Annotated in this window: 14 protein-coding genes; 11 read left to right on the top strand and 3 right to left on the bottom strand. The window is 60.8% G+C overall.

Translation table 11 applies throughout. The features are described 5' to 3' along the window. The first annotated feature begins 47 nt into the window (after nt 1-47). The 5 genes from FHU12_RS08500 to FHU12_RS08480 all read left to right on the top strand — a co-directional run bounded on the left by FHU12_RS08500 (nt 48) and on the right by FHU12_RS08480 (nt 3,851). The gene (locus tag FHU12_RS08500) at nt 48-1,151 is read left to right on the top strand and encodes a branched-chain amino acid ABC transporter substrate-binding protein (protein ID WP_376698864.1); all 1,104 of its coding nucleotides are present in this window, start codon (nt 48-50) and stop codon (nt 1,149-1,151) included. 18 nt (nt 1,152-1,169) lie between these two features. Next, on the top strand, nt 1,170-1,658 hold the full coding sequence (locus tag FHU12_RS08495) for an L-2-amino-thiazoline-4-carboxylic acid hydrolase (protein ID WP_141968655.1): 489 nt from the start codon (nt 1,170-1,172) through the stop codon (nt 1,656-1,658). Continuing rightward, nucleotides 1,658-2,884 carry a Zn-dependent hydrolase gene (locus FHU12_RS08490; RefSeq protein ID WP_141968652.1) on the top strand — a complete coding sequence of 409 codons (1,227 nt, stop codon included), beginning with the start codon at nt 1,658-1,660 and terminating at the stop codon, nt 2,882-2,884. Before FHU12_RS08495 ends, FHU12_RS08490 begins: the two co-directional genes overlap by 1 nt. A gap of 82 nt (nt 2,885-2,966) precedes the next feature. Beyond that, nucleotides 2,967-3,314 (top strand): ArsR/SmtB family transcription factor, encoded by a 348-nt coding sequence (locus FHU12_RS08485; protein ID WP_060439874.1) that lies wholly within the window; start codon nt 2,967-2,969, stop codon nt 3,312-3,314. 3 nt (nt 3,315-3,317) lie between these two features. Next, nucleotides 3,318-3,851, top strand: a complete 534-nt coding sequence (locus FHU12_RS08480; protein ID WP_141968650.1) for an SRPBCC family protein — start codon at nt 3,318-3,320, stop codon at nt 3,849-3,851. Here FHU12_RS08480 and FHU12_RS08475 read toward each other — a convergent pair whose 3' ends face one another. Further along, nucleotides 3,852-4,880 (bottom strand): transporter, encoded by a 1,029-nt coding sequence (locus FHU12_RS08475; RefSeq protein ID WP_141968648.1) that lies wholly within the window; start codon nt 4,878-4,880, stop codon nt 3,852-3,854. A gap of 257 nt (nt 4,881-5,137) precedes the next feature. On the opposite strand from FHU12_RS08475, the gene FHU12_RS08470 reads away from it, so the two are divergent. After that, a complete protein-coding gene (locus FHU12_RS08470) occupies nt 5,138-5,890 on the top strand; it encodes a glycoside hydrolase family 18 protein (protein WP_141968646.1) in 753 nt (250 codons plus the stop codon). Nucleotides 5,891-5,955: 65 nt separating this feature from the next. Here FHU12_RS08470 and FHU12_RS08465 read toward each other — a convergent pair whose 3' ends face one another. After that, the gene (locus FHU12_RS08465) at nt 5,956-7,386 is read right to left on the bottom strand and encodes a C40 family peptidase (protein ID WP_141968644.1); all 1,431 of its coding nucleotides are present in this window, start codon (nt 7,384-7,386) and stop codon (nt 5,956-5,958) included. 230 nt (nt 7,387-7,616) lie between these two features. Here FHU12_RS08465 and nudI point away from each other — a divergent pair, with 230 nt between their 5' ends. From nudI to FHU12_RS08450, 3 genes are all read left to right on the top strand, one after another. Then, a complete protein-coding gene (gene nudI, locus FHU12_RS08460) occupies nt 7,617-8,042 on the top strand; it encodes a nucleoside triphosphatase NudI (protein ID WP_141968642.1) in 426 nt (141 codons plus the stop codon). 93 nt (nt 8,043-8,135) lie between these two features. Then, nucleotides 8,136-8,972 carry a D-alanyl-D-alanine endopeptidase gene (gene pbpG, locus FHU12_RS08455; RefSeq protein WP_141968640.1) on the top strand — a complete coding sequence of 279 codons (837 nt, stop codon included), beginning with the start codon at nt 8,136-8,138 and terminating at the stop codon, nt 8,970-8,972. Between the two features lie 139 nt (nt 8,973-9,111). Then, nucleotides 9,112-10,098: an MsnO8 family LLM class oxidoreductase gene (locus FHU12_RS08450; RefSeq protein ID WP_141968638.1), complete on the top strand. Its 987-nt coding sequence runs from the start codon at nt 9,112-9,114 to the stop codon at nt 10,096-10,098. Here the strand turns inward: FHU12_RS08450 and FHU12_RS08445 are convergent. Continuing rightward, on the bottom strand, nt 10,095-11,399 hold the full coding sequence (locus tag FHU12_RS08445; RefSeq protein WP_141968636.1) for an aminotransferase class I/II-fold pyridoxal phosphate-dependent enzyme: 1,305 nt from the start codon (nt 11,397-11,399) through the stop codon (nt 10,095-10,097). The genes FHU12_RS08450 and FHU12_RS08445 overlap by 4 nt on opposite strands. Nucleotides 11,400-11,465: 66 nt before the next feature. Here FHU12_RS08445 and FHU12_RS08440 point away from each other — a divergent pair, with 66 nt between their 5' ends. Together FHU12_RS08440 and FHU12_RS08435 are read left to right on the top strand one after the other, a co-directional pair. After that, nucleotides 11,466-11,720 carry a hypothetical protein gene (locus FHU12_RS08440; RefSeq protein ID WP_141968635.1) on the top strand — a complete coding sequence of 85 codons (255 nt, stop codon included), beginning with the start codon at nt 11,466-11,468 and terminating at the stop codon, nt 11,718-11,720. Next, nucleotides 11,717-12,433 (top strand): glutamine amidotransferase, encoded by a 717-nt coding sequence (locus FHU12_RS08435; RefSeq protein ID WP_141968633.1) that lies wholly within the window; start codon nt 11,717-11,719, stop codon nt 12,431-12,433. Before FHU12_RS08440 ends, FHU12_RS08435 begins: the two co-directional genes overlap by 4 nt. Nucleotides 12,434-12,436: the final 3 nt, after the last annotated feature.

Here is a 12,436-nt window from a genome sequence, read left to right as displayed (position 1 = left end):
TGCAGCAGAACTTTCGCATCAAGCCGTTGGCGCTGGCCGCCGTGACGATGATCCTGAGCCTTCCGGCGCTGGCGGATGACACCGTGTTGATCGGCCTGGCCGGGCCGCTGACCGGCCCTTCCGCGCGCATCGGCAAAGATCTTGAAAACGGCGCGCGCCTAGCGATCGCCGACGCCAACGCACAAAAACCGACGCTGAACGGCAAACCGGTCACCTTCAAATTACTGTCCGAGGACGATCAGTCCGATCCGCGCACCGCCGTGGCCGTGGCGCAGCGTTTGGTCGACGAAGGCGTAGCCGGCGTGGTCGGCCACTGGAACACCGGCACCAGCATCCCGGCGGCACGCATCTACCACGACGCCGGCATCGCTCAGGTGGCGCCGGTGGCGACCGGTCACGGCTACACGCAGCAAGGCTTTGACACCAGTTTCCGCGTGATGGGCCACGACGACGACGGCGGCAACTACGCCGGGCAATATGCGGTGAAAACGCTGAAAGCCCAGCGCATCGCGGTAATCGACGATCGCACCGCCTTCGGCCAGGGCCTGGCGGATGAGTTCATCAAATCGCTGCAGGCCCAGGGCGTGCAGCCGGTCACCCGCGAGTATGTCGACGACAAGACCGTCGATTTCAGCGCCGTGCTGACCACCGTGCGCAGCAAAAACGCCGATCTGATCTTCTTCGGCGGCGTGGACTCCCAGGCGGCGCCGCTGGCGCGCAAACTGAAACAGCTGGGCATGAGCGCGCAGCTGATGGGCGCCGGCGGCTTTGTCAGCCAGACCTTCCTGACGCTGGCGCAGCGGGAAGGCGAAGGCGTGGTGGCGCTGGAGCCAGGGCTGCCGCTGGAACAGATGCCGGGCGGCAAGGCGTTTGAACAAGCCTACCGCGATCGTTACCACACCCACATCGAGCTGCATGCACCCTTCGCCTACGACGCCACCCGGGTGCTGATCGCCGCCATCGAACAGGCCGGCTCGGCCGATCCGGCCGATTATCTGCCGAAACTGCGCGCCATACATTACCAGGGCGTGACCGGCGCCATCGCCTTCGATGCGCAAGGCAACCTGCAGCAGCCGAGCTTCACCCTGTACCGGGTGGTCGACGGCAAATGGCAGCCGCAAACCGTGTTGGGCGGCGCCAAACCACAATAAATCAAGAGGAGCAAGGCGATGAGCTGTGCAAATAACGAATTGGGCATTTTGGCCCGCAGAAAGATCGAAGCGGAGATCATCAAACCGATCTACCAGATCCTGGTGCGTGAAATCGGCAAGGTGCGCGCTCAGGCGGTGATCGGCGAAGCCATCGAGAATGCCGCCATCGCGGCGGGCAAACAGTTCGCCGCCCAGGAGCCGAACGGCGCGGATCTGCGCAGCTTCGCCGCCTTGCAGTACCTGTGGGAAAAAGACGATGCGCTGCGCGTCGAGGTGATCAACCAGGACGAACAGCACTTCGACTATAACGTCACCCGCTGCCGCTACGCCGAGATGTATCACGAGATGGGGCTGGGGGAAATCGGCCACCTGCTCTCCTGCGCGCGCGACAGCCAGTTCATTGTCGGTTATGCCCCGGAGGTCGAGCTGCAGCGCAGCCAAACCATCATGTCCGGCGCCCCCTGCTGCGATTTCCGCTACACCGCCAAAACACCGGGAGAAGAATAATGACGTATCGGGTCAACGGCGAGCGCCTGTGGCAAAGCCTGCACGCGATGGCGCAGTTCGGCGCCATCGCCGAAAACGGAGTCACCCGCTTGGCGCTCAGCGAAGAGGATCGGCAGGCGCGCGACCAGCTGCGCCTCTGGGCGCTGGAGGCCGGTTGCAGCGTGCGCGTCGATCGGATGGGCAACATGTTCCTGCGCCGTGAAGGCTCCCGGCCCGAGCTGGCGCCGGTGGTTACCGGTTCTCACGGCGACTCGCAGCCCCGCGGTGGCCGTTTCGACGGCATCTACGGCGTGCTGGCCGGATTGGAGGTTATTCGCACGCTTAACGATCGGCAGATCGTCACCGAACGCGCAATTGAAGTGATCAACTGGACCAACGAAGAAGGCGCACGCTTCGCGCCGGCGATGATCGCCTCCGGCGTGTTCGCCGGGGTCTTCGACCTGGAGTACGGCCTGTCGCGCCGCGACGAACATGGCGTCAGCCTCGGCGACGCGCTGGAGCGCATCGGTTACGCCGGTGAGCATCCGGTGGGCGGCATGCCGATCCACGCCGCCTTCGAGCTGCACATCGAACAAGGGCCGATTCTGGAAGCGGAACACCTCGACATCGGCGTCGTGACCGCCGCACAAGGGCAGCGCTGGTACGAGCTGGAAGTCGTCGGCTTCAGCGCCCATGCCGGCACCACGCCGATGGATCGCCGCCGCGACGCCCTGTTGGGCTTTACGGAGCTGGTCACGGCGGTCAACCGCATCGGTTGGGATTTCGCGCCCGACGCGCGCGCCACGGTGGGCATGGCGCACATCACCCCCAATTCACGCAACGTGGTGCCGGGCCGGGTCTTTTTCAGCGTCGAATTCCGCCATCCTGAGGAGGCTACACTGGAGCAAATGGAGCAGCGCCTGCTGGCGGCGGTCGCCCACGTCAACGACGGCGGCCTGACCGCTCGCGCCGAGCGCATCTTTCAGTATCCTCCGATCGCTTTCGATCGGGGCTGCATCGACAGCGTACGCCACGCCGCGCAAGCATTGGGCTATCGCCATCGCGACATGATTTCCGGCGCCGGCCACGATGCCTGTTACCTTAACCGCGTCGCCCCGACCGCCATGATTTTCATCCCCTGCGTGGACGGCATCAGCCACAACGAACGGGAAGACATCACCCCCGCCTGGGCCGCCGCCGGTGCCGATGTGTTGCTGAACGCGCTGCTGACGCACGCCGGCGCCTGATCCTCGTCCCGGTTTTTCGCCGGGGCAAAAAATATTCAACAAAACGGTTGAATATTAGCCTGCCTGTTCTATATTCAACCATATGGTTGAATTATCTTCCTCACAGCTGGACGCCATTTTTCATGCGCTGGCCGACCCGACCCGCCGCTCGATGTTACGCGCGCTGGCCGGCGGTGAACGCAGCATCGGCGAACTGGCCGCGCCGCTGCAGATGTCGTTCGCCGGCGCCTCCAAGCACGTGAAAGCACTGGAACATGCGGGCCTGGTGCAACGCACCGTGCAAGGAAGAAACCATATCTGCCGGCTCGAACCCGAGCCTATGGCGCAGGCCATGCAATGGCTGCAAACCTATGAACATTTCTGGACTGAACGGCTGGATGCGCTCGAACAGGCGCTGCTGCAGCCCGAACAGCTTCCTCCCAAGGAGTGAACCATGAATGATTACGGCATGATTATCGAACCCGGCACGCTGCGCATCCAGCGGCTGCTGCCCGGCCCCATCGAGCGGGTGTGGGCTTACCTGACCGAATCCGACAAGCGCGCCACCTGGCTGGCGGCCGGCGCCATGAAGTTGGAAAACGGCGCGTCGCTGGAGCTGGAGTTTCGCAACTCCGATCTGGCGGGCGAGCACGAACCACCGCCGGCCAAGTACAAACAGCACGGCGGCTGCGTCAGCAACCGCGGCCACATCACCTGCCTGTTCCCGCCGCGTCTGCTGAGCTTTACCTGGGCCGAACAGGATCAGGGCCGCCCTTCCGAGGTGACTTTCGAACTGACGGAACAGGGAAACGCGGTACTGCTGACGGTGACCCACCGGCGCTTGGCCAACCGCGACGAGATGCTCAGCGTCGCCGGCGGCTGGCACACCCATCTGGATATCCTGCTGGATCGCCTGCACGATCGGGCGCCGCAGCCGTTCTGGAGCACCCATGCCCGGCTGGAAGAAGAGTACCGCGCCCGCCTGTAATTACGTCTCGTCCCTGCGTCTGAACGCCAGATAACCGGCGATCAGCGTAAAACTGCCGACCAGCAACACCAGCAGGATAAAACCGTGGTGATTGCTGGCCAGCGGGATCCCCCCTACGTTCATGCCGAAGAAACCGGCGACGATATTGATCGGCAGCGCCAGCACGGTGATCACCGTCAGCGTATAGAGCGTGCGGTTGTTCTGCTCCATCAGCTTGGCGCCCAGCTCCTCCTGCAGCAGCCGGATGCGTTCGGTCAAACTGGCCAGATCGTTCAACACCACGGTGAACTCTTCGGTAAACTGCCGCAGATCCTGCACCACCTCGCGGCTCAGCCAGGTCGGCGGCCGGTTCAACAGGCGAAATAGCGCGGCCGGCTCCGGCGCCAGCAGACGCTGAAAGCGCAATAACATGCGACGCATGCGCCCCAGCTCGGCGCGGTTGCGTTTGACGCGGCGGGTCAACAAGCGGTCCTCAATGGTATCGACATACTGGTTGGCCTGCCGCACCACCTGTTCCAGTACGTCTTCCTGCTCTTCCAGCAGGTGCGCCAGCAGTTCGGTGGACGAGGCCAGCTGCAGCACCGTCAGGCGGCCGAGCAGCCGTTCAATCAATCGCACCGGTTTGTGACGCACCGTGACCACCAGCCCACGGCAGCAATAGAGCCACAGCGTCGCCGTCTCCGGGTTGCTGTCCTCGGGGTGGAAAATCACGTCGTTGAGTACGGCGAACAGATCGTCGCCCTGGCGCTCGATGCGCGTGGTGTGGGAGCCGTGGCGAATCTCGTGAAAGAAAAAATCGGAAATGGCGAAATGGTTTTTCAGCCACTTCTCCGCTGCCGCGTGGTTGAGATTGAGATGCAGCCAGATAAAACCGTCGCCGGGCGGCAACGCCTGGTAGGCCTGGCAAACCTGCTGCGAGTTCAGGCGCGCCGGCGGCTCACCGGAACGAAACGCATAGCCGTAGATCAGCCCGGTCACTTCATCATCAAAATCCAGCTTGTGCATCTTTTCCGCTAACCGTTGCACCATAACGCCTTATCCTGCCTCTCGCCGTTAACCCAGATCGTCCCCGCTGTTATAGCAATCTTTATCTATCGGCGTTAATGATTTTCAGCGTTCCTGATGATTAATATTTTCGTCATAAAAACGTCATGTTAACTCAAAATAGTTTTTATCCTTTGCCCGGTCAGTGACTGCACAATGGCAACATCAATATAGAGACTGATACCCTCAATCACGCAAGACATATTTATTTAAGGAACACTATTAATAAGGAGACAACGACGATGAACACGTTTATTACGGGTGGATGGAGCCAGTCTCTGACTGGCCAGCCCCTCAAAGAATTCGATGTCATGATGTATGGTATGGTCACCAACCTTGATGGATTGACCACGGGCACATCAGCGCATCCAGGATGGAGCCCGGAAAAGCAAAACAAACCCGATACTCTCCCCGGTTTTAAAGGGAAGACGCTCTGGGTCTATGGCGGCGGCGGATGCTCTCCTCAGCAAAAGCCGGCAAACGAGGATGAAGTGTTGAGGATCGTTGAAGCCACGGTAAACCGGGGCTGGGACGGCGTCGATTTTGATGACGAATGCAACATGAACACCGAACGCGTCATCGAAACCATGAAACGACTAAAAGAGGCCCGTAAAGAGACCAGCTTGGGTTTTATTGCCGGCTATTCGTACAATCATCCCAATACGGAAAATGGTAAAAAGCTCAACGAGAAAGTCAGAAAAATCATTCTGTCAGGCCAGTGCGATCGCTTTATTCATTATTGCTATGCCGCAGCGATGTGGAGCAATGACGATATTCTCGCTAATGTCATCCCGGCATTAAAACAATCGTTGGCCAACGGCGCCGAGAATAAAAAATGCATTTTGGCCCTAACGACGCGGGGATTGACCGACTGGAATTTAAATTACTTTATCGATCAGGTTCTGGATTTTAATCTTGGCGGATTGTTTATTTGGAATTACGCCAACCTGACGGATCAACATGATAAAATCATCAAAGACAGGCTAGGCAATTAACACACCCCGCTTGCCATCGCCTATCAAGAGACCGACGAAACGGCCACTTGATAGGCATGCAGAGGTTACTCAATAAAACCCAGTTTAAACTGCGCCTTGCCCGCCAGCGAGGTCAGTTCAGGATCCTCCGGATAGGTCGCCAGAAGCGGGAAAAAGACTGCGCCGCCGATAATGCTGCGGCTTTTTGAATCTGCCGGGCGCAGGCCCCAGATATTCTGGTACGTCATCGGGACATTCTGGCCGTTAATGGTCGCGTTGCCGATATACAGCATGATATGGCCCGGAATGTAGACCAGCGTGGTGAACGGTTTGCCATGTTCCTTGAGATAGCGCAGCCGTTCATCCGTGCTCGCTTGACTGAGATCGATCACCCGGCTTGCCGCCTGTATCTGCGCGGCGGAATTCCTGGGAAGAAACACCCCGAAAGGCATCAACAGGCTGCGCAGTTCGGCCGAGCAGTCATTATTGAAGTTATAATTCCCCCAGCCGTAGGGCCTGCCGCTCATCGAACGCATCAACGTGGCAAGATGGTCTGGCGTCATTTTCCACGGCATGGCGGTAAACACCTCCTCCGCTACACCGATCCGGCGAATCTGCGCGCGGCCATCCTCCCGGCGTACCGGCACGGCAACCTTAAAAACACCCTGCCGGTGACGGTAAAATGGCAGAATCGTGCCGTGGCGCGCCGTAAAATAAAACAGTTCCCCTTCTTGTACAGATACTGGCTGCTGAATGAATGCTCCCAAATTTTTCCCTGCCAGCGCCAGCCATTCGCTGACAAACCGCCGATCCGCCGCCGCGATATCTTCGCTATGCACCCAGCCGATCACCGTAGGCGATATGACGTAGTTCCAGCGTTTATCGCGGCTTTCCGCCACAACGTATACCGGTGTTCCGGGGCGGATAGAAGAGTCCTGCAAATTATCAAAGGGATAACCTTGCCCTGCCAGACGCGGATCGTCATAAGCCGGATCGTCTGTCGGCAAGATCCTGACCAGCGTTTCCCTAATCGCAATACCCCTGGCCGAAGAATGATAAGCCTTGTCAATGCCGACAGACGCATTATTCCTGACCTGCTGTTTCCAGCGGTCAGCGTAAGTCCTGAAGTTTTCACCCCAGGAGACACTTTCATTGCCAAGATATTTATCCATGGCGGCATCACGATGGCTTTCCGCTTCACGGCTCAAGACGGAAGCGATGTAATGCGGATTCCAGGGGGATTCTTCATTCGGCCCCATGCCAAAATAGTGGGATTTGAGGGCAGAAAAATGACGTTGCTGGGCGGCAGGATCCAGCACGGCAACCTGCCGCTGTGGGCCGGGAGGCAGCCATTTATCGACAGACTGCGAATAATTGTCCAACGGAAAAAGCGACTTGGTTGGATCGATAGGGGCAGACGCCGTGGCGTCGTGAGGTGGCTGTCTGACCGGCCCGCTGTGGCAGGCCGACAGCAACAGCAAGAGAGTCAGGCACAGCGGTTTTATTCCATTAAGCATGCGTTATCCACTCCGTGACAGGTTAAAGTCCGTTCTTTATCCTGAAGAGAAATCATACTAATTGATACTTAATAACATCGGCGATTGATTTCCCGTTGAAGAAGACAAAGCCGGTGGCATAGCAAGCGCCAATGGGATTTCCCGCCGCCGCGCAGAACGCGACCTTCCTCGCTGCCGCGCGCCACCAAATCTGCTACCCTGCGGCTTGGTTTTTTTGACAGGAGTCATCCATGCGCCAACGCATCATTGTCTGCCCGCTGATTGAAAACGATAACGCCTTCCTGCTGTGCAAGATGGCCGCCCACAAGGGCGTATTCCCCGGCCAGTGGGCACTGTCCGGCGGCGGCGTCGAGCCGGGTGAGCAGATTGAACAGGCGCTGCGGCGCGAAGTGCGCGAAGAGCTGGGCACCGCGCTGATCCTCGACAGCATCACGCCCTGGACCTTCCGCGACGACGTGCGTATCAAAACCTACGCCGACGGCAGCCAGGAGCAAATCTACATGATTTACCTGATTTTCGACTGCCATGCCGCCAACCGCGACGTGACGATCAACGACGAGTTTGACGACTACGCCTGGGTGCCGCGCGAGCGCCTGGCGGACTACGATCTGAACGAGGCCACCCGCTTCACGCTGCGGCAAAAGGGATTGTTGTAACAGTTTGAGCGATTATCGCCCTATTTCCTTCACATTTGCCGGGCAGACTCTTTTGATATTTTTTAATCACTTAGGGTCATTATTGCCGTCGCTATGCTTTTATCTCACGCTTTTCTCCGTCTGCCCGCCCGGCGCTTCGGCGCCGCTCTTCTGTTCAGCCTGCTATTCGTGTTGGCGCCCGTCCATGCTGCCCCGCCGCCGTTGGTGTTGAATGCCAAATCGGTGCTGGTCGTCAATCAGCGTACCGGAAAAACGCTTTATCAAAAGCAGCCGAACCGTGTGCTGCCGATCGCCTCGATCACCAAGCTGATGACCGCCATGGTCGCCCTGGACAGCAAACGCCCGATGGGCGGCAAGCTCAAAGTCACCGCCGCCGATCGCGATCTGCTGAAGAAAACCCATTCACGCCTGACCATCGGCTCGGTACTCAGCCGCCGCGACATGCTGCACATCGCCCTGATGTCTTCGGAGAACCGCGCCGCTGCGGCGCTGAGCCGCAGCTATCCCGGCGGGCGCAAGGCCTTCGTGGCGAAAATGAACCAGAAAGCGCGCGCCATCGGCATGAAACGCAGCCGCTTCTACGATCCGACCGGGCTGACGCCACGCAATGTGGCGACCGCCAACGACCTGCTGAAGATGGTCAATCACGCCTATCGCTATCAGTCGATCCGCCACTTCAGCACCGACAAGCAGCAGATCGTGCGCCCTGGCCGCGGCCAGCTGGTCTACCGCAGCTCCAACGGCCTGATCAATAATCCGGCCTGGAAAATTCAGCTGCAGAAAACCGGCTTTACCGACGAGGCCGGCCACTGCCTGGTGATGCGCACCACCATCAAAGGGCAGCCGGTGGTGATGATCCTGCTCGGCGCGCAGCCGCGCTACGGCCACTACCGTGACGCCATTCGTCTGAAGGCCTGGCTCGAGGGATAACATCGCGGCGCTTTACCGTTATGCGCATATCCAAATTCGTTTTGGATCAATGGAATATCCTATCGCCAATCAGTATTAAGGTACGCGTCGCCCGCATGGTATTTGTCAGGCATATCTGATGAGGAAAGGAGCGGGAAAAATGGCTTATGCCTTGAGCATATTGGAAAAGAGTCCGATCGCCGACGGAGAAAGCGCCGCCCAGGCGCTGGCGCGCACGCTGCATCTGGCGCAACAGGCGGAACGCTGGGGCTATCGGCGTTTCTGGCTGGCTGAGCACCACAACACGCCGCAGCTCGCCTGCCCGTCGCCGGAAATATTGATCGGCTACCTGCTCGGCCAGACGTCGCGCATTCGCATCGGCTCCGGCGGCGTGATGCTGCAACACTACAGCGCCTACAAGGTGGCCGAAAACTTTAACCTGCTGGCGGCGCTGGCGCCGGGGCGCGTCGATCTCGGGGTGGGCAAAGCGCCCGGCGGGCTGCCGCTCGCCACCCAGGCGCTGCAGGCCGCCCATGACCGACAAAACAAACCGGCATTCCCGCAGCAGCTGTCGCAGCTGACCGCCTACCTGAACGACGACGCCGAACCGGGCCTGAGCGCCACACCGCTGCCGCCGCACGCCGCCCAGCGCTTTCTGCTCGGCGCCAGTAAAGAGAGCGCGACGCTGGCGGCTGAATCCGGCTGGGCCTTCGTGTTTGCCGCGCATCTGAACGGCAATCCGCAAGATATCCGCGAGGCGCTGGCGCACTACACCGCACTGAGCGGCGGCCGCAAGGCGCTGCTGGCGGTGGCCGCGATCGTGGCCCCAAGCGCGGGACAGGCTGAGGCGCTGGCGGCCGATATTCGACAATACCGCGTGCACGTCGCCGGTGAGCAGAGCGTGACCGTCGGCAGTCTGGCGCAGGCAGAGAGCTTCGTGCAGCAGGCCGGCGCCACCGACTACCGCATCGAACCGCGGGAAAGCCATATCCTGCTCGGCACCGCGCGGCAGGTGCATCAACAGCTGGCGCAGCTGCAGCAGCGGCACGGCGTGGACGAGTTCATCATCGACACGCCGATCGGCGAACCGAGCGCCCGGCTCACCTCACTGCAGCTGCTGGCGGAGGAGAGCCTGACGCCGGCCTAGTTAATCGCCGCGCTGGCCCGCATGGCGTCGGCCAGATCCTGCGCCAGCGGCGCCAACTGCGCCGGCATGACGTTAGCCAGGCTGACGCGGAGCGCCGGGCCACACTTCAGGCGGAAAGGTTCCCCCCCTTGCACCAACCATCCCCGCTGCGCCATCAGCTGCGCGGCGGCGGTTTCTGACCGCACCGGCAACCACAGGTGCAGCCCTTCACCCACCGCCAGCGCCGTGTGGTTCAATGCGTTGAGACGCCGCACCAGCTCATCACGCCTGGCCTGATACACCTGCTGCGCCCGCTGCAATTGCCCTTCCTGCAACGCCTGTTCCCACAGTCTGGCGGCAATCTGCTGCAAAATATGGCTGACCCAGCGCTCGCTGATGTACTGATCGGCGCGCATCGCCTGCAGCAATGTCGGGCAGCCGCTGGCCAGCGCGATGCGCAGATCCGGGCTGAGAAACTTGCTGAGCGACAGCACGTACAAACCGCGATCGCCGTCGAACGGCAGATGCAGGCGCTGCTGCGACAGCGGCCCCCAGAAGTCGTCGACGATCGCCAGACACTGCGGGTTGTCGCGCAGAAAACCTCGCCACTGCTGCGCACGCTGCGCGGATAGCGAGGCACCGGTCGGATTATGGGCACGCGGCGTCAGGATCACCGCCCCGGCCACCCCGCTTTCCGGCAACCGACAGCCCTGTTCATCCACCGCCAGCGGCAGCGGCCGCAGACGCAGGTGGCGCAGCAGCGTCAATAGCGGCGGCCAGCAGGGATCTTCCACCCACACCGCCGCCCCCGGCTGGGCATGACTGCGCAGCGCCTTTTCCATCGCGTCCAGCGCGCCGGAGAACACCGCAGGTTCCCCCAAGGTAACGCCCTGGCGGCCGAGCCACTCACGCCCCAGGCTGGTCAAGACCGGCAGATCGCCGCTGATGTCATAGCCGTTTTGTTGCGGAAACACCGCCGCCGCGCCCAGTGCCAACGCCGGCAACAGGGCGGCATCCAGGTTGCCGCTGGCCAGATCGCACATCCCCGCCGGCACCTGACGCGGCATATAGGCCGCACTCACCGCCGCCAGCGGCGGCTCCAGCACCACCGTTCCCGCCCGCCCACGCGTCGCCACCAGACCGGCATCGCGCAATCGGGCGTATGCGCTGGCGACGGTATTCGGATTGACCTCCAGCTCCGCCGCCAGCTGGCGTACCGGCGGCAACAGCTCGCCCGGCCGCAGCGCGCCGTCTTTGATGCGCGCGACGATCTGCTCGGCTATCTGGACAGCGCCGCCACCTTTTGCATACAATGAATTCATACATAAATCCTTTTGTACTAGTTCAAATAAGATTAGCAGCTTCTGCGACCAAAAGTAAGGGGTTCCATGGATAAACATTACGTGCTCGACATTCAGTATGCAGGAAAAGCCTTTGCCCGCCTGCAGCTGTTCACCCCCTGGGCAGCCGATCAGCTGGAGCAGGCGTGCGCGCTGTTCCCGTCCGCACAGGGTTATCAGGTCCAGCTCAGCCAGGTCAGCGAACGCCGCATCATCTACCAGAGCGGCGCGCAGGGCATCACCGTGCTGGGCGAATCGCTGGCGCTGGCCCCTTTCACTCACGCGAGCGAGGTTAAACAATGAAAAAAGCCGTCGCCATTCGGCACGTCAATTTTGAAAATCTGGGTATCCTCGGTTCCCTGCTCTCGCTGCGCGGCTATCAGATCGACTATTACGATGCCGGTCGCGATGATATTCGTGCTATCAATAATGAAGAGACCGATCTGTTGGTGGTACTCGGTGGGCCGATCAGCGCCGCCCAGCACTTTTCCGGTGAGCAGCGCTATGATTTTCTCGACCATGAATTGGCGCTGGTCAAACAGCGCCTGGCGCAGCGGCGGCCGACCCTCGGGGTGTGTCTCGGCGCGCAGGTGATCGCTCAGGCGCTGGGCGCTGAGGTTATCTCGCTCGGCGTGAAAGAGATAGGCTTCGCCCCACTGACCATGCCGGCGATGGAAGAGGATTCGGTGCTGGCGCCGCTGGCCGACACGCCGGTTCTGCATTGGCACGGGGATATGTTCATGATCCCGGACGGCGCCCGTTGTCTCGCCGGCACGGCGCTTTGCCCGCATCAGGCCTTCGACTATCAGGGTTTCGCACTCGGCCTGCAGTTCCATCTGGAGGCGGATCATCGCGATATCGAACGCTGGCTGATTGGCCATGCCTGCGAGCTGGAACTGGCCGGCATCGCGCCTCAGACCCTGCGTGAACAGGCGGCGCGCCACGGTGCACCGCTGGAACAGCGTGCGCGCCAGGTGTTCGCACGCTGGCTGGATAACAACGAACCAAGGATGTAACTC

Origin of the sequence: Serratia marcescens, assembly GCF_006715005.1 — a bacterium.
Lineage (GTDB): Bacteria > Pseudomonadota > Gammaproteobacteria > Enterobacterales > Enterobacteriaceae > Serratia > Serratia montpellierensis.
The sequence above is the reverse complement of the archived record's forward strand: the minus strand, read 5'-3'. Positions and strand labels throughout refer to the sequence as shown.